Raw genomic sequence first — 24,026 nt, 5'->3', positions numbered from 1 at the left:
TTGCATGAGGAAAGGGGGATGTCCCGCGTGACCGTGCGGGATGGAAACAGGAAACGCATGTCGTTACGGGCATCGACAGCAACGCGCGACCGGATGGCGGCCGAAGGCCGTGCCCGTTGGCGACGGATGGAGCCTTACGGGCATCGACAGCAACGCGCGACCGGATGGCGGCCGAAGGCCGTGCCCGTTGGCGACGGATGGAGCCTTACGGGCATCGACAGCAACGCGCGACCGGATGGCGGCCGAAGGCCGTGCCCCGTTTTTTACAGATAGGGCGAGAACAGCCAGCAGGCGGCGTCACGCAGTTTGAGGATCAAAAGGCGTTCCTGCAGGTCTTTCAGGGTCACTTCGCGGCTGCGGGCGATGGTCATGTCCATGTGCAGGGCCATGGCGGTATGGAACTCGGGATCGAAGATCTCCATGTTCAGCTCAAAGTTCAGGCGCATGCTGCGGGCGTCCAGGTTGGCGGAACCGATCTGGCAGTAATAGCCGTCCACGGCCAGCAGCTTGGTGTGGGCAAAGGGCGGCGGCTGGAACCACACGCGCACGCCCGCTTCCAGCAGGACGGGCAGCAGGCGGAAGCTGGCCCAGTGGACGAAGGGCAGGTTGTTCTTGCCGGGCAGCACCACACGTACGCTGACCCCGCGCTGGGCGGCGCTGCGCAGCGCGGCGATGAGCTCGTGCGACGGCAGGAAATAGGGCGTCATGATGCGCACCGTATGCTGGGCGCTGCCGATGACCCCGCAATACAGGTCATTGAGCGGATCGGCCTCGGTGCCGGGGCCGTCCAGGACCATGCGGCACAGGCTGTCCCCGGACATGATGTTGCTGCTGGGCAGCAGGCTGCGCTGGTCGAATTTGCCGGTGGCAAAACCCCAGTCCAGCAAAAAGGCCCGGCGCAGCTGGTCCACGATGGGACCTTCGCAGCGAAAGTGCAGGTCCTGCACACAGCCGGGATGCTTACTGAGGATGTGGTTGTCCGCGATGTTCATGCCGCCGGTAAAGGCCGTATCATCACAGATGAGCAGCTTGCGGTGGTTGCGCAGGTTCAGGCTGAGGCTGGGCGGGAAAAGGCGGGGCGGCAAAAAGCGGGCCAGCTGGCCGCCGGCCTGGGGGATGCGCTTCCAGGGTTTGCGCAGCGAATAGACGGCGCCGCCGAAGCCGTCCACCAGCAGGCGCACGTCCACGCCGCGCCGGGCGGCATGGCACAGGGCCTCGGTAAAGCTCTCGCCCACGCTGCCGCCGCGGAAGATGTAGGTGGAGAGGAAGACCTGCTTGCTGGCCCGGTTGATGGCGTGCAGCATGGCCGGATAGGCCTCGTTGCCGTTGCGCAGGGGCAGGATGCCGTTGCCGCTGCACAGGGTCTGGCCTGTCAGGCGGCGGCCCAGGATCTCCAGGGGCCATTCCTGCGGCGGCGCGATGGCCGTCCGGTGGCAGACGACTTCGGGATGGTGGGCGTAGTCAGGTTCGATGGCGGCCATCTTGCGCATAAGGCGGGCCGCCAGGCTTTCGGCACGGCTGATGCCGAACAGGCAGTACAGCACGATGCCGACGCCGGGCAAAAAAAGGACCGTCACGATCCAGCCCAGCGCCGAGCGCGGATCGCGCTTGTGGAGCAGGGCATGGCAGACGGCCCCCCAGGACAGAAGGTGCGCTGCCACAAGGCCTAAAGTTCCCAGTGTCAGCACGGCGGATCGCTAGCGGCGGACAGCCAGCAGCGGAATGTCGGTATTGCGCAGCACGCGCTCGGTGATGGAACCGATGAGCATGTCGGCCAGGCCGTCACGGCCGTCGGTGTACATGACGATCATGTCCACGCCTTCCTCATGGCCCACGGTGACGATGGTGTTGGCGGCCAGGCCTTCACGCACGATATAGCGGCAGGCCACGCCTTCCTTTTTCAGGGCATCGGCCAGCGGCGCCAGCAGGGTCTCGGCCTTGGCGGTATTGGAACGTTCCAGTTCGGTATGGGCAGCGCCGCCCACCAGGTTGGGCAGGGCTTCGGTCACATGCAGCAGGATGATCTCGCCGGAGCACAGGGTCTTGGCATGGCGCAGAGCCTTGGCAGCGCGTTCGCCGGAATTTTTGCCGCTCACGGGCACGAGGACACGTTGGTAGATCATGTGGGCTCCTTGGATTGGGATGGCATTGCCCCAGAGGGCATTTCAACTAGGTATTGTCGCACGACAGGCCGATTTGTGCAAGCCTGCCGGGGCCGGGACGCCGTCATCAAAAAAAGCCCGTTCCGGGGAACAGGCTTTTTGATGACGATAGCGCGGCAAGGCCTACTGACGGACGACCAGCACGGGCAGCGGAGTGTTGCGCAGCACATGCTCGGTGATGGAACCGAACAGTCTGTCGGTCAGGTCGTCACGACCGTCCGAGAACATGACGATGGCTTCGGCGTCCATTTCCTTGGCGGCCTTGACGATGGTCTCCACGGGCAGACCGTGGCGGATGACGGTCTGATAGGGGATGCCGGCATTGTCCAGTTCGGCGGCGAGAGGAGCCAGAAGGGCTTCGGCCTTGACGGCGATGTCCTGCTGGTCGCGCATGATGTTGGGCATGGGGGATCCCACGCTGGGCGCCACGGCGTGCAGCAGGATGATCTCCTTGGGATCAAGCTTCCTGGCCTGGCTCAGGGCCTTGAGGGCGCGTTCTCCGGACTGCTTGCCGCTCACGGGCAGAAGGACACGTTCGTAACTCATGTGGACTCCTTGCATAAAATAAGAGGGCTCTTGTGGGCATTGAAGATTTAGTCTGGCACGACTTGCCCCTTTGTGCAAGAGGGCCTGTCGCGGCCTACGCGCCGGGGCCGGGAACGAAAAAGGGCCGGTCAGCAGGACCGGCCCCGGTATGCGTATCAGGAACCCATGGAGATGCGGTGGCGTTCCACCGCCGTGGCCAGTTCGGGCAGCAGGTCGGTCACGGCCTGCAGATCCTTGGCGCGTCCGGCGCTCTCCACACAGCGGGCCATGCGGCCCAGTACCCGGAAACCGTAGCTTTCGGCCTCGGCGGCCAGGCGTCCGGCGGCGTCGGCCACCAGATGCAGACGCCGCTGTTCCAGGGCATAACCGGCCTCCGCCAGATATTTGTCCATTCGCCACATGAGAGCGGGCAACGGATCCTCGGGGTCGTCCGGCGGCTGGGGCCGCTGGGGCATGGGCGGTACGGGCATGCGCGGCGTGGGGGCCACGGGCCGGGACGCCGTGCGGCGTTCGATCCAGGGATGGGTCGTGGCGGGGATGTCCGCCGTGGTTCCCGGCGTCTCTTCCCGCGGTGCATCCTTCCTGGGCATGGGACGCGGTGTGCCCTGCCGTTCCTGCGCGGTCGCGGCCGGAGCCTGCGGGCTCCTGGCTTCTTCCTTGTCCTGGGGCTGGCCGTTGCCCGTGTGGAAACGGGAAAGGAAGCGCATCAGGGTGTTGGCCGCAGCCCTGGTCCGGCTGGTCTCTTCCCGGCCGCTGGCAAGAAGGGTGGTGCTGTCCGGCGTCATGTCCGGCAGGCTGGAAACGTCCTTGCTGCCGGGCACGGCCTGGGGCGCCTCTTCCACAGGCGCGCCGGGGAAGGCAGGCTGCGTCCCGGCGCCCGGGCCGGTACTGCTGCTCTTGCGGGGCTGCGGCGTGATGAGGGCCGATTTGTCCGTGGGCACCAGACTGGGCTTGCCCAGCTTGCGGGCGATCTCGTCCGGGCTGACGTCCCGGCGCAGGGGGCGGACCGTGACGACGGTCTCCACCGGAGCGGATACCGTTTCCTCCTGCCGGGGGGCAGGACGGTCGACCGGAGTGCCGATGGGCATGGGCTCGCCGACCCATTCACCGGCATGGCGCAGGCTGGGGCTCACATAGCCACCGGCAAGGGGACTGGCGGCCGCCTCGACAGACGGGAAGGCAGGAGCCCTCGTGGCAGAGGCGGCCTGTGCATCGGCGACCGGAGCTTCCGTGCGCTCCTTTTCGTCGACCGTGGCTCCCGTCGCGACATCGGCCGGGGCCGCAGCGGCAGCATCCGCCGTCTCCTGCTGGGGCAGGGGCTCTTCCCGCGTCATATCGGCCGCCGGTGCGACGGGTCCTGCTTCCTTCACCGGGGCTTCCGGCATGGCAGCCTCGTTCGTTTCCGCCATTTCCGCCACCGGCACGGACGGGAAGTCCGGCACCGCAGGTGCGGGGGCCGGGGCGACGTCTTCCTGCACAGGGCTGTCCGCGGGCGCGGCTTCCTCCGGCTGTACGGCATCGGACATCGGCGCTTCGGCAGCATCCGTAGGCGCGTCGCCGGTCTGTACGTCATCAGCGGGCAGGGCCTGTTCGGCCGCAGCCTCCCGGGCCGGAGCCGGGAACGCCGGAGCGCTCGGGGGCACCGCGGCGGCTTCGTCCTGTGCGGAGGGCGTCACGTCAGTGTCGGCCACCGTTTCCGCACCAGCTTCATCCGTGCTGTCCGTTTCATCGGACAGGGCTTCAGCAGCGACATCGGCCGGGGCAGCATCCGCCGTCTCCTGCTGGGGCAGGGGCTCTTCCTGCGTCATATCGGTCGCCGGTACGGAGGTATCTTCTTCTCTCGTCGGGGCTTCCGGCATGGCAGCCTCGTTCGTTTCCGCCGTTTCCCCCACAGGCACGGACGGGAAGTCCGGCGCCGCAGGTGCGGGGGCCGGGGCGACGTCTTCCGCCGCCTCGGGAGCGTTTTCGCTCTCCTGCACAGGGCTGTCCGCAGACGCGGCTTCCTCCGGCTGTACGGCATCGGACACCGGCGCTTCGGCAGCATCCGTAGACGCGTCGCCGGTCTGTACGTCATCAGCGGGCAGGGTCTGCTCGGCCGCAGCCTCCCGGGCCGGAGCCGGGAACGCCGGAGCGCTCGGGGGCACCGCGGCGGCTTCGTCCCGTGCGGGGGGCGTCACGTCAGTGTCGGCCACCGCTTTCGCACCCGCTTCATCCGTGCTGTCCATTTCATCGGACAGGGTTTCAGCAGCGTCATCGGCCGGGGCCGCAGCGGCAGCATCCGCCGTCTCCTGCTGGGGCAGGGGCTCTTCCTGCGTCATATCGGCCGCCGGTGCGGCGGGTCCTTCTTCCTTCACCGGGGCTTCCGGCATGGCAGCCTCATTCGTTTCCGCCGTTTCCGGCATCGGTACGGACGGGAAGTCCGGCGCCGCAGGCGCGGGGGCCGGGGCGACGTCTTCGACCGCCTCGGGAGCGTTTTCATTTTCCTGCACCGGGCTGTCCGTGGACGCGGCTTCCTCCGGCTGCACGGCATCGACCACAGGCCGGGCGGTCTGTGCTGCGGGCGTATCGAGGCGCATGTCGTCCGTCAGGGGAAGGGGCTCCGTCTGGGCCGTATCCTCTGCAGCGGCCGCCGGAGCGGCGAACAGGTCCGGCAGATCCGCGCTTGCCGCGGCAGGAGCGGCCGGGGCCGTCTGCTGCGGGATATCATCGGTGGACAGGAGCAGATCGGGCATGCCCTGGTCTGCCTGGGGGGCCGCGGCGGGGCCGAACAGGTCGGGCAGGGGGGCATCGGCCTGTCTGGTCTCGGGCAGGGGCGCACCCAGGTCGGCCACATCGTCATGGCTGCCCAGGATCTCGAGCACGGTCTCGCGCAGGGCGTCTTCCGAGACGGGCAGGGTCAGGGCATGGCTGAAACCGGCATGGGCCAGCGCATCCCACTGACTCTGGTCGGGCGTCAGGGCCACGGCGCCGAAGGGGCCGGTCCTTTCGGCAAGGCTGTGGTAGCGGCGCAGCAGCGGCGCGGCGTCCACGGAAGCCTCGGGGCCGCAGACCAGCAGTACGGCAGCCGGTGTCCGGCCCTTGCGGGCCCCGGCTGCCAGACCGTGGGCCAGGGTGCCTGTCTCGTGGCAGGTGCAGGGCAGGTCGCGCAGCATGGCGCCCAGCTCGCGACGGGTGGCGGCATCGGGAGCGCAGACCAGGACCGTGGGCAGGTCCTCGCCGTCAGAAGCTTCCGGGAGATGCAGCTGCAGGGTGAAGATGACGGACGTGCCGCGGGGGCCGCTCTCCACGCCCAGAAAACCGCCGTGGGACGAAGAGAGTTCCCAGATACGGGCCAGGAGCGATGCGGAACGCTGCTCCGGGGGCAGGCCCGTGCCCGTGTCGCGCACCTGGAAGAGCAGATGTCCGGGGTGCTTGCTGTCCGGCACACGACGCACGGCAAAATGGATCTTGCCCCCCTTGGTGGCCCGCAGGGCATCTTCCAGCAACAGGCGGAGGACGTCTTCCAGTTCCCCGGCGGGGCCTTCGTAAAGCTGTTCGAGGTCGGCCGGGACATGCCAGCCCAGGGCGATGCCGGATTTTTCCGCCAGCGGGCGGCAGGTGTCATGGGCCTGCCGCAGCGTCTTGCGCAGATCGAAGACACGCTTTTCAGCGCGGGCCGTATCCGCGGGAGCCGGTGCCGCGGGTGCGGCAGCATCCCCGGCCGGGTCGTGCAGCAGGCTCAGGGCCTGCCGGGCACGGCGGCCCATGTTCTCCACACGGGAGCGGACATCATGGGGCAGGGCGCATTGTTCGAGCTGGCGGTCCTGTTCCACGATCTCGCGCAGGGGCGCGGCAAGGGCCTGCTCCAGACGCCGGATGGCCGTGGCGGAGGCGCTTTCGGCTTCCACGGTTGCCGGAGCGGGGGCAGGCTGGCTGAGGCCGGTCATGAGCGGCAGGGTGTTGCCGTCGGTATCCAGCAGGCGCAGATTGGGGTCCGTGATGGTCTGGTTCCGGGCGGGGCGGCCCGGTGCCAGAGGATCGGCAGGTTCGGCGGAGGTGCCCGCTTCACGGCCGGGGGCGCTCATGCCCGCGATGATCAGGGCGCTGAGGGCCGTCCCCCACAGAGGCAGGGTGCCCTGGACGAAGGGCGGGAGCAGCGTCCCGAGGTCAAGGACGGCCAGCCCGGCCCCCAGTGCGGCCACGAGGCAGCCCAGCAGGAAACGGCGGGCTCCCGGCACGCCCATGAGCCAGGCGCCGAGCGTGGTGGGCACGAAGATCAGGGCCAGCATGGGCCAGAGCGGCAGGAAGCGCCCCAGCCAGCTGAAGTCGGGCCAGAGGGGCAGCAGGGCCAGCACGGCACCGGGCAGGGAAAGCAGCAGGTACTGGATGTCCAGCAGGCGGGAATGGCTGGCGGTCTGCATCAGGTGCCGGGCCAGATGGGCCAGGAACATGAGGGCCAGGCCGGGGGCCATGGCGCTGACGGCGTCGGCGGGCGTGATGTTGCCGGCACCCAGGTCAGGCCCGCCCAGCACGGCATGGGTCAGGGCGGCGCCCACATACAGGGCCGTCCAGAAGCGCCACTGGCCGCGCTCGGTGATGCCGCGCAGCAGGGCCAGCAGCATGACCACGGCCAGGGCCAGCATGACGCCGGGGCCGAGCAGGCTTTCCGGCGCGCCCGCCAGATTGTCCAGGCTGCGCAGGGTGGGCACGAACCAGAGGGGCGGCTGCCCGTCCAGACGGATGAAGCAGACCTGCGGCGTTTCCGCGGGCAGGGGCAGCGGCAGCAGGTTGCGCCAGTTGGCCTGGCTCTCCTGCCAGGTGGTCTGGCGGGAAAGCGGGTCGATGTCGGGCGTATAGAGGACGGCTCCGGCCGGGACGCCCTGGCCGAGGTCGAGCATCAGGGACTCGGTGCTCTCCGTCCCGGCGGCGGGGATCTCCAGACGCAGCCAGGTCACGCCGCTGCTGCGGGGCAGGGTCCTGGGATGCAGCGGCTGGAAAGAGGGCATCATGCCCGGCGTGGCCACTTCTTCCACGCTCATGTCGCCGTCCGTATCCAGAAAAGCCGAAAGGTAGGGCAGGATGCCCAGCTGTCCCGCGGCGGTACCCTGGGGCGTCGCGGACAGGCTCACGGGCAGGGCGGGCGTGGGCGCGGGGGCCGGGGGCGGTGTCGGGACCGCCGGACAGGTGGCGGCCAGGCTCAGGACGAGCAGGAGCGGAATGACGATCAGGGCCAGCCTGCGGAAGCCGGCCTGTAGGGGAAGAAGGGGGTACGTCATGCTTTTTTACCTTGAGGGACATCTCCGTCACGGGGGAGACGGCCCGGGAAATACCGGGACGGCAGCGGGGACGGGAAGAGCGGACCGGTGGTCTGCGGACCACGGAAGGCACAGGGGCCGGTGAGCTGCCCCGGCCCGGGGGCGGGGCAGCCGGAACCGGATCAGTGCAGATGCTTGATCAGCTCCGAGACGGGCGTCCCGTCAGGGGCGTGGGCGTTGGGATCGGCGGCCAGCAGCTTGCGCCAGGCGGCTTCGGCCTCGTCTTTGCGCTTGAGGTCGTAGTAAAGGACGATGCCCTGATTGAACAGGGCGTTCCTGTGCCCGGGCTGGACGCGCTCCGCCTCGCGGAAGGCCTTGAGGGCATCCTCGAAGCGATGGAGCTCGCGGTACATGATGCCCAGATCGGTCAGGACGTTGGCATTGCCGGGCTTCAGGCGCAGGGCGTTCTCATAGGCCGTGACGGCCGCGGAGGGGTTCTGGTTGTCGAACTGGAAGTTGCCCAGCTTGATCCAGTTCTCCGCCTTGTTGGGTTCCTTGACAACGGCTTCCTGCAGTTTGAGCAGGGCGCTGTTCAGTTCGGGGGAAAGGCCGGCCTTGGCCTGCTGTTGGGGGGCCGCCTGCTGCTGCGCGGGCTGCTGGGCCGGAGCGGCCGCCTGGGGCCGGGGAGCGGGGGCCTGACGGCTGTCCATAAAGCCGGGCAGCATGCTGCCGATGCACAGGCCCAGGGCAAGGGCCACCACCACGCTGACCAGACAGGTGGTGAGGGAAACGGTGGTGACTCGGGCCGGGGCCGCCGTCCGGGCCTGATCCTGTACGGGGGCCTGGGGCTTGTCCTTGACCGGCGCGGGCTGCTGGGAAGTCTTCTTTTTGGCCATGATCGCTCCTCTGCGTGCATGAAAGTGCCGCCGTCACGGCGGCTTCGTCCTGTGCGCTGTTCCTTGCGCTGTAAAAGTGGGGGCAAGAGTAGCCGCAGGCAGGTAAAGAGGCAAGTCTGCCCTGCCTGCGGCCCTGTCCGGCATCCTGTGCCGGGCCTAGTTGAAACTGAGGGTCGCGCGGCCCTGTTTGAGCATCATCCGGGCCAGCGGCAGGTCGCGCCACCACAGGGCGGCCTCGTTGCCCGCAAGGCCGGTCTGGCGGCTCTGGCCGCTGAGCAGGGCCGTGATGTCGCTGATGTCGTCCAGCACCAGGCTGTGCGCCGGGTCGGGGACGGCGGGCAGCAGGCAGCGCAGACGGGGCGCCATGTGCAGGCGGCCGCCTGCCATGCGGCCCAGCAGGGCGCCCTGCCAGGTGAAGCCCTGCGGCAGCAGCAGGTCGGCATGGGCCGGGATGAAGCGCACCTGCTCGCCGTAGATGCGTGCCTCACCGGCGGGCAGACGGTCGGGATCGCAGCAGGGCCCGGCCAGGGCGCTGCGGGGCACCACCTGGCCCTGGGGCAGGGCAGGACGGGCATCGCGACGGCTGCGGCCACGGGCCGCGTTACGGGCGGCCGTGCGGGCATCGGGCTCGGCGGAGAGGGGCGGCAGTTCGGGCAGGGGGGCGTCCGCGGGCTTGCGCAGCAGGGCCACATAGAAGCCCTGGGCCGCCGAGCGTTCGCCGTCCACGCGCAGGGTGCCCTCGCCGCCGGGGCGCTGTTCCCAGACGAAGCCCTCGAAGGGCGTCAGGTGTTCGCGCACCAGTCCCAGCTCTTCTTCGGCAAAGCGCACCTGCGCTTCGTTCTCGTCATCGTTGGTGGTGCAGGTGGAGAAGACCACGCGGCCGCCGGGGCGCAGCAGGCGCGCGGCATGGGCCAGCAGCAGCTGTTGCAGGCCCACCAGGCCCTTGAGCTTGTCGCCCTGCCAGAGCTTGAGGACCTGGGGGTTCTTTTCCACCGTGCCCCAGCCGGAGCAGGGGGGATCCAGCTGGATGGCGTCCCAGGTGCCGGGCGTCAGGGGCAGGGCCTGGCCCTCGAAGGAGCAGGTGCCCACATGCGGCAGGTTGCAGGCGTGCAGGTTGGCCCGCAGGGTGGCCAGGCGGGCGCGGGAAAGCTCGTTGCCCAGCACGAAGCCGTCGGGGCCGGTGAGCTGGCCCAGGAAGCCCGTCTTGCTGCCCGGGCTCGCGCACATGTCCAGCACGGCTTCGCCCTGCCGCGGCGCCAGGGCCAGGGGCGGCAGCATGGAAGACCTGTCCTGGATATAGATGTAGCCGAAAAAGGCGGCCAGCGAGGAGCCCAGCGGCCGCGGTTCGCACAGCAGGCGGCGGCAGAAGGGCGAGAACGGCTCGGGTTCGAACTCATAGCCCTGGGCGCGCAGCAGGCTCTCCACCTGCGGCATCTGCTCCGGAGGGCAGACCAGACGAAAGGAACGCCCCGTGGGGCGGGAAGGATTGGCGGTACTCATGGGCCTTTCTTATCTGTTCCGTCTGGAGGGGGCAAGAGCGTCCGCGGCAGGGGCCCCAAGGAGCGCAGGGCCGCGCCGGAACAGCGGATACGGCTTTCAAGTTGCGCGGCAGGCCAAGTGTCGCTATAGTTCCGGTGCCGCAGGCCGTACGGCACCTGCCGCGACAGCGGCAGAGACCCCGGCCGGGTGAGCCCTCCTGTGCGAGGGCGGTCGACGTACGCAGAGAACTGCAAGGAGATTTTGAATGAAATTTGCCATGAAGCTGGCGTTTGCCGCCTGCCTGATGCTGGTGATGGGCCTCCAGGCCCAGGCTGCCCAGGCAAAGTCTTTCGTGCTGCTGCCTTTTGAGGTGCACGCGCCCCAGAACTACAGCTACCTGTCCAAGGCCGTGCCTTCCACGCTGATGGGTCGTCTCAGTGCCACGGGCGCTACGGGCACCATGGGCCCCCGTGCGGCCGGCTCCGCCGCCGAAGCCCGCAAGTTCATCGGCGGTGCCGACTATGCCCTGTGGGGCACGGTGAGCGTCATGGGCAATGACTGCACCATCGTCCTCAACAGCGTGGACAAGAAGGGCTCCACCTGGACCAATACGGCCCAGGGCCCCATGAGCGCCCTGAACGCCACGGTGCAGCGCCTCGCGGGCGCCTTCTCCTCCGAGGTGCTGGGCGTCGCCGGTGCCGCCGCTGCCAGCCGCGGCGGCCGTTCGGACATCATCCGCAACGAGACCGGCCAGACGGAATCCTACCTGAACCCCCAGTTCCGCTATCAGGGCAACTCCGCCGACGGTTCCCGCATCCGCAGCCAGCGCCTCAAGGACGAGATGGTGGACATGGCCGTGGCCGACTTCAACGGTGACGGCCGCAACGAGATCGCTATCCTGCACGACCATCGCCTGGTCATCTACAAGTGGGGCAACGACGGCCGTCTGGGCAAGCTGGGCGAGATCACCATCTCCCGCAGCAACCTGAACTTCTCCATGCGTGCCATCGACCTCAACCGCGACGGCGCCAAGGATCTGGTGGTGGCCACCTTCGAAGAAGAGAACAACCGCCCCTACACCTACTTCTACGGCTTCCGCGGCAACAAGTTCACGGAAGTGGCCAAGCGCTGCTCCTACTTCGCCAGCGTCATCAACCTGCCGCCTTCCTACCAGCCCACGCTGGTGGGCCAGGGCTGGGACTCCATCAAGCTGTTCGCCCCCGGCGTGCACATCATGGTCAAGCAGAACGGCTCCTATGGGCTGGGCCAGCGCATCAACCTGCCCAGCGGGGCCAACGTCTTCAACGTGGCCTGGCTCCCCGGCAAGAACGGTGACCAGCTGGTCATGCTGACCGACGACGAACGCCTGAAGATCTTCCAGGGCGCCAACCAGACCCTGATCCATACCACCATGGAACGTTTCTCCGGTTCCGCCACCGGCATGGAACACTACAAGGGCATGCCGGGCCTGGGCGTGGACCGCAACTACCAGATGCCCAGCAAGTACTTTGCTCCCATGCGCCTCATCGTGGCCGACATCGGTCATACCGGCGAATACACCCTGCTGGTCAACAAGCCCATCTCCACGGCGGCCCAGATCTTCGACCGCTACCGCTACTTCCCCCAGGGCGAAGTGCACGCCCTGTTCTGGGATGGCGTGGGCCTGGGCCTGAAGTGGAAGACCCGCCGCATCCGCGGTTCCGTGGCGGCTGTGGACCTGGCCGACTTCAACAACGACGGCATCCTGGACTTGGTGGTGGGCCTGAACACCTCGCCCGATCTGGGTGTGGGCAGCCGTCAGTGCATCGTCACCGCCTATCCGCTGGACGTGTCGCAGATGAACCCCAACGCTCCTGCCGACCTCAGCGATTTTGAAGTGACCCCCAACTACTAACACGTAAGAGGATGCAGCCCCGTTCCGTGTCGCAGCGGCACGGGACGGGGCTTTTTCAGCAGCTCCGGCTGCCGGAAAGTTTTCCGTATGTCTATTTTTCAGGGAGGAGAGGTTGTGCGCATCCTGGTTATCGGTTCTGGCGGGCGTGAGCACGCCCTGGTGTGGAAGCTCAAGCAGAGCCCTCGGGTAAGTGAAGTTTTTGTGGCCCCCGGCAACGGTGGTACGGCCCGTGAGGGCGCCATCAACGTGGCCGTGGACGCCGGAGACCTGGACGGTCTGGTGGAACTGGCCCGCAAGGAAAAGATCGACCTGGTGGTGCCCGGTCCCGAACTGCCCCTGACCAAGGGCATCACCGACCGCATGCGTGAGGCCGGCATCCCCTGTTTCGGCCCGGATGCCTACTGTGCCCGTCTGGAAGGCAGCAAGGCCTTCGCCAAGGACGTCATGAACCGCGCCGGTGTGCCCACGGCCCACAGCCAGGTCTTCACCGATCCCGACAAAGCCAAGAACGCCGTGGTCAAACTGGGCGCCCCCCTGGTGGTCAAGGCCGACGGCCTGGCTGCCGGCAAGGGCGTGGTGGTGGCCATGACCACCCAGGAAGCCCTGGATGCCGTGGACGACATCATGTGCAAGCGTGCGCACGGTGCCGCCGGTGCCAAGCTCGTCATCGAGGAGTTCCTCGTGGGCGAGGAAGCCTCCTTCCTGTGCCTGTGCGACGGCAAGACCGCCGTGCCCCTGCCTTCCGCCCAGGACCACAAGGCCGCCTATGACGGCGACCAGGGCCCCAATACCGGCGGCATGGGCGCCTACAGCCCCGCCCCCATCCTGCCCTACAACGAGGCCGAAGCCATGGCCGATACGGTCATCCGTCCCATCCTGGCCGCGCTGGCCAAGGACGGCCATCCCTTCGTGGGCGTGCTCTATGCCGGTCTGATGATGACCGAGAACGGCCCCAAGGTGCTGGAATACAACACCCGTTTCGGTGACCCCGAATGCCAGCCCCTGCTGATGCGTCTGGAAGGCGATCTGGTGCAGATCATGCTGGACTGCATCGAGGGCAAGCTCCGTCCCGAGAGCCTCACCCACACCTCCCAGACCGCTCTGGGCGTGGTGGTGGCCGCCGAAGGCTATCCGCACGCCTATCCCAAGGGCATGGTCATCGAAGGTCTGGACGAAGCCGACGCCCTGCCCGGCGTCAAGGTCTTCCACAGCGGCACCAGCATGGACGGCGACAAGACCCTTTCCAGCGGCGGCCGCGTGCTTTGCGTGACCGCGCTGGGCGATACCCTGGCCGACGCCCAGGCCCGTGCCTATGAGGGCGTGAAGGCCATCCGCATGGACAAGAGCTTCCACCGCAGCGATATCGGCCAGAAGGGCATCCGCCGTCTGGAACAGCTGGCGCAGGAAGAAAAGTAAGCAACCGCGGCCTTATGCCGCCATAAAGGAACATCTATGGCTCAAGTCGTCATCATGATGGGCTCCAAGTCCGATGAAGAAAAGGTCAGCCCCTGCGTGGACGTGCTGCGTTCGCTGGGCATCTCCTATCTCTTCACGGTTAGCTCCGCCCACCGTACCCCCGAGCGCACGGAAAAGATCCTGCGCGAACAGGAAGCCGCCGGCGCCAAGGTCTTCATCTGCGCCGCCGGCATGGCCGCGCACCTGGCCGGTGCCGTGGCCGCCCGCACCACCCGTCCCGTCATCGGCATCCCGGTCTCCGGCGGCCTGATGGGCGGCATGGACGCCATGCTCGCCACTGTGCAGATGCCTCCCGGATTCCCCGTGGCCACCGTGGCCATGGACAAGGCCGGTGCCCGCAACGCCGCCTGGCTGGCCGCCCAGATCCTGGCCGTGGCCGATCCCGCGCTGGATGAAAAGATCCGCGCCGCCCGCGCCAAGATGCAGGCCGGTGTGGAAGAAGCCGCCGCCGAGATCGAAGCCAAGTACGGCTGCTAGCCGGCCGGTACACCAGCAAACAAAAAGCCCTCCGTTCGCGGAGGGCTTTTTGTTTGGCAGCGGCCTGGCTGCATCACATATCCTGAAACAGAAAATCCCGGAGACGGGGAGCTGCCCGCTTCCCACACCTGTCCGTCATGCGGATCGTCCCGGTCCATGCCCGGATGGCGGCTCCTCCGGCCAATGACGGGGACCGGCCGGTCAGACCGGAGAAAGGTTTTTTCGGGGCGGGGGAGAGTTTGAGAGGGGGTGGGCAGTTTTTGCCCAAAAAACGCCCTTCTCCCTCTCAACGAAGCATCATTGCCCTAAAAACAGCATTTGCCGTCCAGACCGCAGGCAGCGCCCTGGGCGACGGGGCTTTCGCGGACACCGCGCAGGGCATCGTCCAGCTTGGCCCGGACGCTGGCGTAGTCGCTGTAACCGCGGGCCAGCAGGGTGCGCTGGCCGTCGTGCTCCAGATACAGGGTCGGATAAAGGAGGAATTCGCCCATGACCTTCTCGGCTTCGGCGGCGTCATGCCGGGCGGCGCTCCGGATGGCGGGGTCCGCCATGGCGGCGGTCAGGGCTTCGGCGGGCGTCCCCGCAGGCAGCCAGGCGGCCGCGATGGCAGCCTGTTCCCCGGCGGCCATGACATCACGGCCCTGGGCATAGAAGGCCATCTGGAAGGCCTCCATCTGTTCCAGCTCGTGACCGGGGGCCAGATGGCGCAGGGCGGCCAGGGGCAGGTTCATGGCCGGGGAATGCATGAGCAGGTCCGGGCCCGTACCGGCCACGGCCTGTTCCGGGGCCTGGCGGAAATGTTCCGTGGACTGGCCGGTGGTCTCCTGCAGGCGGGCGAAGAATTCCCGGATGGTGGGGTATTCTTCCAGCATGCCGGTGAGGGTCTGGGGCTCGTCCATGAGGTTGCCGCCCAGCACGCGCACGGGCAGTTCGGGATGTTCCGCAGCCAGGCGGCGCATGACCGGCGCGAAGCCGTAGCACCAGGGACAAAATACGTCGGTGAGATAGAGGAGGTTCATGGCCGCAGCATACGCTTTTGGCCGGGGAAGGAAAGGCCCGGCCGGGAGCCGTGCGGGCGGGGAAGGAGGGGCGGCCCTTTGCCGTGGTGGGGAGATGGAAAAACTTTTTTGATTTTTTTGTTGACAGAGGGGCTGCTTTTTGGCAATGTACCTTCTTGCCGAGGGGCTGTAGCTCAGTTGGGAGAGCGCTTGAATGGCATTCAAGAGGTCAGGAGTTCAATTCTCCTCAGCTCCACCAAAAAGGAAATCAGGGTTTGCGGAAACGCAGACCCTTTTTTCGTTTCTGGCCACAGAAACACAGACAGCAAAAAAGCCGGGGCTCTGATGAGCCCCGGCTTTTTTGTATCCGGCTGGAGGCGGGCCGTGTCCCCGCCCTGCGGCAGCCTTACTTGACGGTGATGATGTCCGAGGCGGCGATGGTCTCGGGCGTCAGTTCCTGGCCAAGGCCGGGCAGTTCGGGAACGGTGTAGCGGCCCTTGCTGGGCATGTAGTTGTGGATGCAGGTCCTGGTGTTGGGTTCCAGCAGGGCATAGCGGTGCAGTTCGTGGATCATGAAGTTGGGGATGGCCGCTTCCATGTGCAGGGCGGCTGCGGTGGAGATGGGGCCGCCGCAGACATGGATCTGGACGGTGACGTCATAGACGTGGGCCATGTCGCAGATCTTCTTGACTTCGGAGATGCCGCCGCAGGTGCAGATGTCCGGCTGGATGACGCTCAGGCTGCCGTCTTCCAGGAAGGGGCGGTAGCCCCAGCGCCAGTAGATGCGTTCACCGGAGGCCAGCGGGATGTTCACATGGTCGGCCACCTGCTTCATCATCTTGGGGTTCAGGGGCATGACGGGCTCTTCGTAGTACAGGACGCCCAGCTCCTCGATCATGCGGCCGAACTGGATGGCCGGTGCCGCCGAGGTGAAGGAGTGCATCTCCACGATGATGTCCACATCGGGACCGATGGCGTCGCGCATGGCTTTCAGGCGGTCATAGCCCAGGCGCAGGATGTTGTCCGGCAGCAGGCCCTTGAGGTCACGCTGGTTCCAGTTGCCGTGTTCGTCCATGGCCAGCACGTCCACCTTGATGGCGTCATAGCCTTCGCTGACGGCGACACGCGCCACGTCGGCGTACTGTTCCGGCGACACGAGCATGGCCTTGTCGGTACCGCCGCCCCAGCCGAACTGGAGCTGGCTGGCGTAGGCCCGGATGCTGTCACGGCTCTTGCCGCCCAGCAGGACATACAGGGGCACGTTGAGGGCCTTGCCCTTGATGTCCCACATGGCGATGTCGAGGCCGCTCATGGCTGCGGAGAAGATACCGCCGCCGCCCTGGCCCCAGAAGGTCTTGCGCAGCATCTTTTCCCAGATGGCTTCCGTATCCATGGGGTTCATGCCGATCAGCAGGGCGGACAGATCCTTGGCCACGCCGATGCCGCCGGAGGCGCCGACGCCGTAGGCGAGGCCCACTTCACCGAAGCCGCTGATGCCTTCATCCGTGTTGACCCGGACGACGGTGGGGCGCCATTTGCTGGTGGCGGAAGAAAAATCGTTGGCGACATCGATGATATCGATACTGGTGATTTTCATTACAGGCTCCTTGAAGTCTGGATTGATTTGATTTTATTTAATATTTCTGGATAACGAGGATGGCTGCCGCCAGCGTCGCGGCCGCACCGGTGAAGACCAGGCACAGCAGGCCGCCGCTGAACTGGCCCGTCAGGGTGATGAACAGGCCGATCAGGGCCGGGGCCAGCGCGGCCAGACCATTGGCGAAACCGTTCATGATGCCGGAGGCCGTGGACATGGACGAGCCGGGCACGAGGCTCTGCAGGAGGGTCCAGGCGACAGGGGTACCCATGGTGCAGAAAGCCACGGAGCAGGAGAGCAGGACGGCGGAAGCGTACTTGTTGTCCACCGAGGCGCCGAAGTAGACGCACAGACCGGCGAACAGCATGGCGCACATGAGGATGGGCGCACTGCGGCCGACCTTGTCGGCCAGGATGCCGCTGGAAGCCTTGCAGAAGATGGAAAGGACGAAGGGCAGGGAGGCCAGCCAGCCCATCTCGCTCCAGGAGAAGCCGCGGGCGGTCTTCAGATAGCTGGGCAGCCAGGTGATGAGGCCCCAGTACATGCACTGCAGGCACAGGTACCAGAACACCAGCAGCCAGTAGCGGTAGTTGCCCGCAAAGGCCTTGAAGCGCACGGCGACGGGGATCTTTTCTTCGGCGGAGGCAGGGGCCTGCTCCTGACCGGCTTCGATGTGGGCCAGTTCCGCGGCGTTGATGCCCTTGGCCTGACGGGGGGTGTCCGCCACATGGCGCCAGAGCAGGTACAGGGGGATGAGGCCCAGCACGAGGCAGACATGGAAGTTCATGCGCCAGCCGTGGGTCCCGATGAGCCAGGCAAAGAAGGGCATGGCGATGGCAGGCGCAACGGACTGCCCCACGACCCAGGCTGCATTGGCCCGTCCCCGTTCCTGTTTGGGGAACCAGTTTTTGATAAAGACACTTTGCAGGGGATAGTACCCTCACCGATGCCCAGTATGATTCTGCTGACGATGATCAGCATGAAGGATGTGGCGATACCACCAATGAAGAGGGATATCGTCCACAGTACGATGCAGAGCATCATGCTTTTACGCGGTCCAAGATAGTCCCCGATAGGCGAAAGGACGACATTGGATATCCCGTATGCCGCAAGGAAAACGGACATCATCATGCCTATGCGCACGGGCGTATCCTTGATGCCCATTTCAAGGAGGAAAGGATCGTTAGCCGCAAGTACAGATACGTTCACTCTGTCGAGATAGGCTATAAAAATACCTATAAAAAGGCATATAACGATTATAAAACGCTTCTTTGTTGGATTTTGCTGTATAGAATTTGCATTTTCCATATGCATCTCCAATTGTTATGATTTTGATTTTCCTGTACGCTCTAGAGCAAATACGATTCATCAGATCTTATTTGGGAGTATCCATGAAAAAACAGGGGATGTACAATTTTTTTTGTTGATCGATGCATCACTTCTGCTTATGCATCCGTCACGAATCCGCCAGCAGCCCGGGATGAACTATGAATATCACCATTCGTCAGGTAGATGCCTTTTTGATGGTCGCGGAGCTCCGCAGCTTCACGGCGGCCGGTGCGGCGCTGCACATCACGCAAAGCGCGGTCAGCAACCTGGTCAAGGATCTGGAAGACCAGATAGGCGTCCAGCTTTTTGACAGAGGGAGGCGAGTCGTCAAATTGACGGCGGCGGGCAAGATATTTTTCGAAAAGGCCAGCAGGGCCCAGGACGTGTTCCGCAGCATGGAGCAATGCGCCACGGAACTGCACGATGCCCGCATCCACCGGGTACGCATCGCGGCGGCGCCGCTTTTGGGCTGTACGCTGATCCCGCTGCTGGCCTACCGCTTCATGCGCCGGTATCCGGAGATGCGGGTCGAGCTCGTGGACCTGCCCATGTCCAGGGTCCAGCAGGCCGTGGTGGACGGCAGCGCCGACCTCGGCTACGGCCCTGCCCGTGATCTGGAAGCGGGCGTGACGGGCGAGCTGTTTTTTGAAACGTCGGTCCACATGCTCTCGCTGCCCCAGCACCCGCTGGCAGGGGAGGCCGTCTCCTGGGAGCAGGTGCGCAAGGCGGACGTCATCGCCGTCGGCCGGGAGTCCATCCACTACATCTCGGCGGATGTGGGCGGTGAGGAAGACTTCCATGTGGCGCATACGGTGCACCACATGGCAACGGCGTTCGCTCTGGCGGCCACCGGCGCGGGCATCGCGCTGGCCGGGCGTTTTTCCATCCTGCTGGCCCGGGGCTTCGGCCTTGTGGCCACCCCTGTCTATCCGGTGCTCCGGCGCGCCATGCTCCTGTACCGGCCGGCACAGCAGGAGCTCTCGTCCCCGGCGGAGCTCTTCGTCAGCTTCACGCAGGAGTATGCCCGCCGCCACTGCCTGGATTCCCTGCCCGACGATTCCCTGACGGCTCTCGCCAATACGGCAGGCTAGCCCGGTGATACCGGCCGGAGTGTGCGTGCGCGCACACTGGATTCATGCGGCTTTGCTGCCCTATCAGGAGTGATTCTTACTTGTCAAAAGGGCAGGGTTGTGCTAGGGTATGCAGCAGCTTCGTGCCGGGAAAGGCACGTTCTTTCATGCAAGGAGACCCCATGCCCCGCAAGAAAAACACCTGTATGTATCTCGTGGCCGCCCTGCTGTTCCTGGGTGGTCTGGGCTATCTGGTCTTTTCCGGCCTGTCGGAGAATACCGTCTATTTCCTCAACGTCTCCGAAGCCAGGGCCGCCACGGCCGACAAGTTGCAGGCGGCCCGCCTGTTCGGCACCGTGGCCCCCGACAACCTGCTCAAGAACGTGGACGGCCCCGGGGCCAGCTTTTTGCTGCAGGACAAGGACGATGCGGGCCTGACCCTGCCCGTGGTTTACAAGGGCGCCGTGCCGGATACCTTCAAGGCGGGCGCCGAGGTCATCGTGGAAGGGGGCCTGCAGCCCGACGGCCGTTTCATGGCCAAGACCCTCATGACCAAGTGTCCTTCCAAGTACCAGAAGGAAAACCGCAAGAGCTAGGGCGGCGCAGGCCGTACCCTTCCTGACGCACGGCCGGGCCTCGGGGGCCGGTCGCGTCCTCACCGGAAATGTGCCGCCATGGCTGGTCGTGGCGTGCCCAAAGGAGCCCCATGTATTTCATTGCCTATGCCATGCAGCTGCTGACCCTGATCTGTGCTCTGGGCGGCAGTGCGCTGGCGCTTCTGCAGCTCTGGCAGCAGCGCGGCGACGCCCTGGCGCTGATCGAAAAGGTCCACTGGGCCATCACCGGCGCCCTTTCCCTGGCGGCGGCCCTGCTGCTGCACGCCCTGTTCTGGAACGACTTCAGCCTGGTCTATGTGGCCAGCTACACGGACCGTGTGCTGCCCGCCTTCTACCGCCTGACGGCCTTCTGGGCCGGGCAGCCGGGCTCCATGCTGTTCTGGGCCTTTTCCGTGGCCATCAGCGGCAGCATCTTTGCCCTGACGCCCGCCTACAAGCGCCTGACGCCCGCCACGCGGCTCTGGTACTGGGGCTTCTTCTACGCCATCATGGCCTTCTTCGCCCTGATCCTCTCCTGCTGGAGCAATCCCTTCGAGATGCAGTCGCCCGTGCCGCCGGACGGCAACGGCCTCAATCCCCTGCTGCAGAACCCCGGCATGATCTTCCACCCGCCGCTGCTCTTCCTGGGCTACGGCGGCTTCACCGTGCCCGCCTGTCTTGCCCTGGCCCAGAGCCTTTCCGGCGGTGAGGGCGAGGACGGCTGGCACCGTGTGACCCGCCCCGTGACCCTGCTGGCCTGGGCCTTCCTGACCGCGGGCATCATCCTGGGCATGTGGTGGGCCTATATGGAACTGGGCTGGGGCGGCTACTGGGCCTGGGACCCGGTGGAGAACGCCTCCCTCATCCCCTGGCTCATCAGCACGGCGGCCCTGCACACCCTCATCGTGCAGGAGCGCCGCAACAAGCTGCATCGCGTGAACGTGGCCCTGATGTGCCTGACCACCATCTCCGCCTTTTTCGCCACCTATCTGGTGCGCAGCGGCGTGGTGCAGTCCGTGCACGCCTTCGGTGACGGCAGCGTGGGCACGCCCCTGACGGTCTTCGTGCTGGGGGGCCTGCTGATCTCCTTCTGGGCGGCCTTCTCCGTGCCCGCGCGCGGGCGCGAGCTGGCGGGCATCGTCAGCCGCGAAGGTTTTTTGGTGATGGTCTGCTGGCTGCTGCTGGCTCTTTCGGTCATCATCCTCGTGGGCACCATGTGGCCGGTCATCAGCCTGCTCTGGACGCCGGAGCCCCACGGCCTGGACGCCAATTTCTACAACCGTGTCTGCGTGCCCCTGGGCATGCTCATCATGCTGCTGCTCATGGTCTGTCCCTGGCTGCGCTGGGACGGCGGCCTGCGTGACGCGCCGCGCTTCTGGCTCGCTCTGGGGGCCTTCGTGGCCTCGGGCGCCGCTTTCTTCTTCCTGGGCTACCGCCAGCCCGTGGCCCTGCTGGCCGCGGCGGGCTCCGTGGCCTGTCTGGCCGGGCTGCTGGCCAGCCTGCCTTCCCTGCCGGGCAAGGGCGGCTGGCGTGCCGTCGGCGCCGCGGGCCTGCATGTGGGCCTGGCGGTGCTGGTGCTGGGCATGGCCTTCTCCGGCCCCTACAAGCAGGAATACGACCTGCTCTTCCAGAACGGCAAGGGCGTGCAGCAGGCCGGTGCCTACCGCGTGGAGCTGCTGGAGGCCCAGCAGGGCCGCGCTGTGGACCATGACTATCTGGAAGCGCGCCTCAAGATCTATGAAGGCGACACGCTGCTGGGCGAGCTCAAGCCGCAGCGCCGCATGTACGACAAGTTCGGTACCATGCAGTTCTCCGAAGTGGACGTGGTCCCCGGTCTGGGCAACGAGCTGTATGCCTCCTTCCTGGGCCTGGATGAGAACGCCTCGGTGCTGATCCGCTTCAGCGTGGAGCCCCTGGTCAACTGGATGTGGATCGGCGGCACGCTCATGTGCCTGTTCCCCTTCCTCATGCTGGCCCGCGGCCGCAAAAAGCAGACGCCCGAAGCGGGGAGCGACGCTCCCGCCGACAACGGGCCGCAGGCCTGAGGCCGCCATCATGCTGCGTCTTGAGAACCTGGCCAAGCTCTACGGCCTCAAGGTGGTCTTCAAAGGGGTGAGCTGCCGCTTCACGGCGGGCAGCATCACCCTGCTGGCCGGGGGCAACGGCGCGGGCAAGAGCACGCTGCTGCGCATCATCGCCGGCCTGTCCCGTCCCTCGGCGGGCGAGGTCATCTTCGACGGCACGGGGGCGGGCGGCGTCGCCCGTGAAGACGGGCCGCGCCTGGCCTATCTGGGGCACGCCACCTTCGTCTATCCGGGCCTGAGCGCGCTGGAGAACCTGCAGTTCTGGGCCCGGGCCCACGGCCTGCGCCCCTCGCGGGCGGAGCTCCTGGCCCTGCTGGAGCATGTGGGGCTGGCCGCCCATGCCGAAGAGCGGGCCGGGGTGTTCTCGCGCGGCATGGCCCAGCGCCTGAACCTGGCGCGGGTGCTGCTGCTGGACGCGGACCTTGTGCTGCTGGACGAGCCCGGCACCGGCCTGGACGTCAATTCCATGGCCCTGGTGCGGCGCGAGATGCTGGCCGCCCGGGAGCGCGGGGCCTGCGTCATCGTGGTCAGCCACGATCTGGCGGGCGACAGCCCCCTGGCCGACCGCCTGCTGCTGCTGGAGAACCGCCGCCTGGCCTATGACGGGCCGCCGCAGGGCCTTGCCGCCGTGGATTCCGTGCTCAACGCGGCCACGGGGAATGTGGCGGCGCCCACTGCCGGGGAGGTTCCCGCATGATATCCTTTGCCTTGACCGTGGCCCGCAAGGACCTGCTGCTGACCTTCACCCGCGGCAGCGGGCTGGTGCAGGGCCTGCTGCTGGGCCTGTTGCTGCTGTTCGTGTTCAGCCTGTCGCAGGGCGTGGGCGAACGCATGAGCCCGCAGGGCGCGGGCGCCGTGTTCTGGCTGGGCTCGGCCTTCTGTCAGGTGCTCATCTTCAATACGCTCTATGCGCTGGAAGAGGCCAACGGCGCGCGTCTGGGCCTGTTGCTGGCCCCGGCCCCCATACAGGCCGTGTGGCTGGGCAAGGCCCTGGCCGGGCTGCTGCTCTTGCTGGTGGCCCAGATGTTCTTTTTGCCCGCCGCCGTGGTCTTCCTGTCGCAGGAGATAGGCGCGCTCTGGCCCGTGGGCCTCGGCACGCTGCTGCTGGTGGACGTGGGCATGTGCGCCCTGGGTTCGCTGCTGGGCGCGCTCTCGCAGGGCGGCGCGGCGCGCGAGTCCCTGCTGAGCATCGTGCTCTTCCCCCTGCTGGTGCCCCTGCTGCTGGCGGGGATCGGCGTGGCGGCCCAGGTGTTCGGTGCGCCCGCGCCTGACGGCCCGGCCTCGTGGATAGGGCTGGCCGCCGCCTTCGACGGTGTCTTTCTGGCTGCCGGACTGCTGCTGTTCGGCTTCATGTATTCGGGAGACGAATGATGCAACGCGCCTTTTCCGTGTGGCCCCTGCTGCTGGTGTTGCTGGGCGGTGCGGCCCTGGCCGTGTGCCAGTGGCTGATCTTTTTCTATGCCCCTGTGGAAGCCCAGCTGGGCCTGATGCAGAAGGTCTTCTATACCCATCTGCCGCTGGCCTGGTGGGCGCTCATCAGCTTTCTGGTGGTCTTCGTGGCGTCCATCGTCTACCTGATCCGGCGTTCCCCGGCCGCTGACCGCGTCTGCGCGGCCGCTGCCGAAGTGGGCGTGCTGCTGGCCGGTCTGGCCCTGGTCACGGGCATGATCTGGGCCCGCCGCTCCTGGGGCGTCTGGTGGATGTGGGATCCCCGCCTGACCACCACGCTGGTCATGTGGTTCATCTATGCGGGCTATCTGGTGCTGCGCGGCCTGGACCTGCCGCCCCAGCGCAAGCGCATGATCTGCGCCGTGGTGGGCGTGGTGGCCTTTCTGGACGTGCCGCTGGTCTTCCTTTCGGCCCGGCTGTGGCGCTCCATCCACCCGGCGGTGTTCGCCTCCAAGGGCGGCGGGCTGGAACCTGAGATGAAGCTGACCGCCATCGCCTGTGTGGCGGCCATGGGCCTGTTCTGGGCGGGCCTGGTGTGGCTGCGCACCCGCCAGCTGGGCCTGCGCGACCGGCTGGACAGCCTGCGCCTGCAGGCGGAAGACTGATTTTCGGTCCCCGGTCTGTCCTGCCCGCCGCATGCGGCGGGATGACGGCCGCGGATGCGCCGCTCCCGGGGAGCGGACAGACGGAGCCGTGCTCCGTCCGGGCTCGGTGAGCCCTGTTTTCAACGGATACAAGC

At 66.6% G+C, this 24,026-nt stretch carries 19 protein-coding genes and 1 tRNA gene; 10 read left to right on the top strand and 10 right to left on the bottom strand.

Going from position 1 to position 24,026, the window contains the following annotated elements; genetic code table 11:
- Positions 1 to 263: 263 nt before the first annotated feature.
- The 6 genes from Q4I12_RS03950 to Q4I12_RS03925 form a co-directional block, all read right to left on the bottom strand.
- The gene (locus Q4I12_RS03950; protein WP_204626498.1) at positions 264 to 1,661 is read right to left on the bottom strand and encodes a phospholipase D-like domain-containing protein; all 1,398 of its coding nucleotides are present in this window, start codon (positions 1,659 to 1,661) and stop codon (positions 264 to 266) included.
- A 36-nt stretch (positions 1,662 to 1,697) separates the two neighbouring features.
- Entirely contained in the window at positions 1,698 to 2,123 is a 426-nt protein-coding gene (locus Q4I12_RS03945; RefSeq protein WP_297160496.1) for a universal stress protein, read from the bottom strand.
- A gap of 162 nt (positions 2,124 to 2,285) precedes the next feature.
- Positions 2,286 to 2,708: a universal stress protein gene (locus tag Q4I12_RS03940; protein ID WP_297160493.1), complete on the bottom strand. Its 423-nt coding sequence runs from the start codon at positions 2,706 to 2,708 to the stop codon at positions 2,286 to 2,288.
- A 155-nt stretch (positions 2,709 to 2,863) separates the two neighbouring features.
- Positions 2,864 to 7,963 carry a 7TM diverse intracellular signaling domain-containing protein gene (locus Q4I12_RS03935; protein WP_302260657.1) on the bottom strand — a complete coding sequence of 1,700 codons (5,100 nt, stop codon included), beginning with the start codon at positions 7,961 to 7,963 and terminating at the stop codon, positions 2,864 to 2,866.
- A gap of 161 nt (positions 7,964 to 8,124) precedes the next feature.
- Positions 8,125 to 8,838 carry a tetratricopeptide repeat protein gene (locus Q4I12_RS03930; protein WP_302260655.1) on the bottom strand — a complete coding sequence of 238 codons (714 nt, stop codon included), beginning with the start codon at positions 8,836 to 8,838 and terminating at the stop codon, positions 8,125 to 8,127.
- 156 nt (positions 8,839 to 8,994) lie between these two features.
- On the bottom strand, positions 8,995 to 10,338 hold the full coding sequence (locus tag Q4I12_RS03925; RefSeq protein ID WP_204675325.1) for an NOL1/NOP2/SUN domain family protein: 1,344 nt from the start codon (positions 10,336 to 10,338) through the stop codon (positions 8,995 to 8,997).
- A gap of 244 nt (positions 10,339 to 10,582) precedes the next feature.
- On the opposite strand from Q4I12_RS03925, the gene Q4I12_RS03920 reads away from it, so the two are divergent.
- The 3 genes from Q4I12_RS03920 to purE all read left to right on the top strand — a co-directional run bounded on the left by Q4I12_RS03920 (position 10,583) and on the right by purE (position 14,164).
- Positions 10,583 to 12,211, top strand: coding sequence for an FG-GAP repeat domain-containing protein (locus tag Q4I12_RS03920; protein ID WP_168935071.1), 1,629 nt, complete (start codon positions 10,583 to 10,585; stop codon positions 12,209 to 12,211).
- 114 nt (positions 12,212 to 12,325) lie between these two features.
- Complete coding sequence (gene purD / locus Q4I12_RS03915) at positions 12,326 to 13,627, top strand: phosphoribosylamine--glycine ligase (RefSeq protein WP_204626600.1); 1,302 nt, start codon at positions 12,326 to 12,328, stop codon at positions 13,625 to 13,627.
- Between the two features lie 36 nt (positions 13,628 to 13,663).
- Positions 13,664 to 14,164 carry a 5-(carboxyamino)imidazole ribonucleotide mutase gene (purE, locus tag Q4I12_RS03910; RefSeq protein WP_006006731.1) on the top strand — a complete coding sequence of 167 codons (501 nt, stop codon included), beginning with the start codon at positions 13,664 to 13,666 and terminating at the stop codon, positions 14,162 to 14,164.
- Positions 14,165 to 14,469: 305 nt separating this feature from the next.
- Here the strand turns inward: purE and Q4I12_RS03905 are convergent, their stop codons facing one another.
- Positions 14,470 to 15,183: a DsbA family protein gene (locus tag Q4I12_RS03905; RefSeq protein ID WP_302260652.1), complete on the bottom strand. Its 714-nt coding sequence runs from the start codon at positions 15,181 to 15,183 to the stop codon at positions 14,470 to 14,472.
- Positions 15,184 to 15,345: 162 nt separating this feature from the next.
- Between Q4I12_RS03905 and Q4I12_RS03900 the strand changes: the two genes are divergently transcribed.
- A tRNA-Ala gene (locus Q4I12_RS03900) sits at positions 15,346 to 15,421 on the top strand.
- Between the two features lie 147 nt (positions 15,422 to 15,568).
- Here the strand turns inward: Q4I12_RS03900 and Q4I12_RS03895 are convergent.
- Genes Q4I12_RS03895 through Q4I12_RS03885 form a run of 3 tightly spaced genes read right to left on the bottom strand, consistent with a single transcriptional unit; the run spans position 15,569 to position 18,067 of the window.
- Entirely contained in the window at positions 15,569 to 16,759 is a 1,191-nt protein-coding gene (locus Q4I12_RS03895; RefSeq protein WP_204626552.1) for a mandelate racemase/muconate lactonizing enzyme family protein, read from the bottom strand.
- Between the two features lie 37 nt (positions 16,760 to 16,796).
- On the bottom strand, positions 16,797 to 17,618 hold the full coding sequence (locus Q4I12_RS03890; protein WP_302260651.1) for an MFS transporter: 822 nt from the start codon (positions 17,616 to 17,618) through the stop codon (positions 16,797 to 16,799).
- The gene (locus Q4I12_RS03885; protein WP_302260650.1) at positions 17,543 to 18,067 is read right to left on the bottom strand and encodes an MFS transporter; all 525 of its coding nucleotides are present in this window, start codon (positions 18,065 to 18,067) and stop codon (positions 17,543 to 17,545) included. Before Q4I12_RS03885 ends, Q4I12_RS03890 begins: the two co-directional genes overlap by 76 nt.
- A 179-nt stretch (positions 18,068 to 18,246) precedes the next feature.
- Between Q4I12_RS03885 and Q4I12_RS03880 the strand changes: the two genes are divergently transcribed.
- From Q4I12_RS03880 to ccsA, 6 genes are all read left to right on the top strand, one after another.
- The gene (locus Q4I12_RS03880; RefSeq protein ID WP_204626550.1) at positions 18,247 to 19,179 is read left to right on the top strand and encodes a LysR family transcriptional regulator; all 933 of its coding nucleotides are present in this window, start codon (positions 18,247 to 18,249) and stop codon (positions 19,177 to 19,179) included.
- 161 nt (positions 19,180 to 19,340) lie between these two features.
- Positions 19,341 to 19,754 carry a cytochrome c maturation protein CcmE gene (locus tag Q4I12_RS03875; protein ID WP_168935077.1) on the top strand — a complete coding sequence of 138 codons (414 nt, stop codon included), beginning with the start codon at positions 19,341 to 19,343 and terminating at the stop codon, positions 19,752 to 19,754.
- 110 nt (positions 19,755 to 19,864) lie between these two features.
- Positions 19,865 to 21,799: a heme lyase CcmF/NrfE family subunit gene (locus Q4I12_RS03870; protein ID WP_204626549.1), complete on the top strand. Its 1,935-nt coding sequence runs from the start codon at positions 19,865 to 19,867 to the stop codon at positions 21,797 to 21,799.
- Positions 21,800 to 21,809: 10 nt separating this feature from the next.
- A complete protein-coding gene (ccmA, locus tag Q4I12_RS03865) occupies positions 21,810 to 22,535 on the top strand; it encodes a heme ABC exporter ATP-binding protein CcmA (protein ID WP_302260645.1) in 726 nt (241 codons plus the stop codon).
- Positions 22,532 to 23,209, top strand: coding sequence for a heme exporter protein CcmB (locus Q4I12_RS03860; protein WP_006006720.1), 678 nt, complete (start codon positions 22,532 to 22,534; stop codon positions 23,207 to 23,209). The genes ccmA and Q4I12_RS03860 overlap by 4 nt, the downstream gene beginning before the upstream one ends.
- Positions 23,206 to 23,892, top strand: a complete 687-nt coding sequence (gene ccsA / locus Q4I12_RS03855; protein ID WP_302260644.1) for a cytochrome c biogenesis protein CcsA — start codon at positions 23,206 to 23,208, stop codon at positions 23,890 to 23,892. The genes Q4I12_RS03860 and ccsA overlap by 4 nt, the downstream gene beginning before the upstream one ends.
- Positions 23,893 to 24,026: the final 134 nt, after the last annotated feature.

The sequence above is a fragment of the Desulfovibrio piger genome, assembly GCF_951793255.1.
GTDB lineage: Bacteria > Desulfobacterota > Desulfovibrionia > Desulfovibrionales > Desulfovibrionaceae > Desulfovibrio.
Note: the sequence above shows the minus strand (reverse complement) of the source record. Positions and strands in the feature narration are given on the sequence as shown.

Coding starts and splice junctions, on each gene's coding strand:
- Q4I12_RS03945 (WP_297160496.1), bottom strand. CDS start 2,123: ATGATCTACCAACGTGTCCTCGTGCCCGTGAGCGGCAAAAATTCCGGC.
- Q4I12_RS03940 (WP_297160493.1), bottom strand. CDS start 2,708: ATGAGTTACGAACGTGTCCTTCTGCCCGTGAGCGGCAAGCAGTCCGGA.
- Q4I12_RS03935 (WP_302260657.1), bottom strand. CDS start 7,963: ATGACGTACCCCCTTCTTCCCCTACAGGCCGGCTTCCGCAGGCTGGCC.
- Q4I12_RS03930 (WP_302260655.1), bottom strand. CDS start 8,838: ATGGCCAAAAAGAAGACTTCCCAGCAGCCCGCGCCGGTCAAGGACAAG.
- Q4I12_RS03925 (WP_204675325.1), bottom strand. CDS start 10,338: ATGAGTACCGCCAATCCTTCCCGCCCCACGGGGCGTTCCTTTCGTCTG.
- Q4I12_RS03920 (WP_168935071.1), top strand. CDS start 10,583: ATGAAATTTGCCATGAAGCTGGCGTTTGCCGCCTGCCTGATGCTGGTG.
- purE (WP_006006731.1), top strand. CDS start 13,664: ATGGCTCAAGTCGTCATCATGATGGGCTCCAAGTCCGATGAAGAAAAG.
- Q4I12_RS03905 (WP_302260652.1), bottom strand. CDS start 15,183: ATGAACCTCCTCTATCTCACCGACGTATTTTGTCCCTGGTGCTACGGC.
- Q4I12_RS03895 (WP_204626552.1), bottom strand. CDS start 16,759: ATGAAAATCACCAGTATCGATATCATCGATGTCGCCAACGATTTTTCT.
- Q4I12_RS03885 (WP_302260650.1), bottom strand. CDS start 18,067: ATGGAAAATGCAAATTCTATACAGCAAAATCCAACAAAGAAGCGTTTT.
- Q4I12_RS03880 (WP_204626550.1), top strand. CDS start 18,247: ATGAATATCACCATTCGTCAGGTAGATGCCTTTTTGATGGTCGCGGAG.
- Q4I12_RS03875 (WP_168935077.1), top strand. CDS start 19,341: ATGCCCCGCAAGAAAAACACCTGTATGTATCTCGTGGCCGCCCTGCTG.
- Q4I12_RS03870 (WP_204626549.1), top strand. CDS start 19,865: ATGTATTTCATTGCCTATGCCATGCAGCTGCTGACCCTGATCTGTGCT.
- ccmA (WP_302260645.1), top strand. CDS start 21,810: ATGCTGCGTCTTGAGAACCTGGCCAAGCTCTACGGCCTCAAGGTGGTC.
- Q4I12_RS03860 (WP_006006720.1), top strand. CDS start 22,532: ATGATATCCTTTGCCTTGACCGTGGCCCGCAAGGACCTGCTGCTGACC.
- ccsA (WP_302260644.1), top strand. CDS start 23,206: ATGATGCAACGCGCCTTTTCCGTGTGGCCCCTGCTGCTGGTGTTGCTG.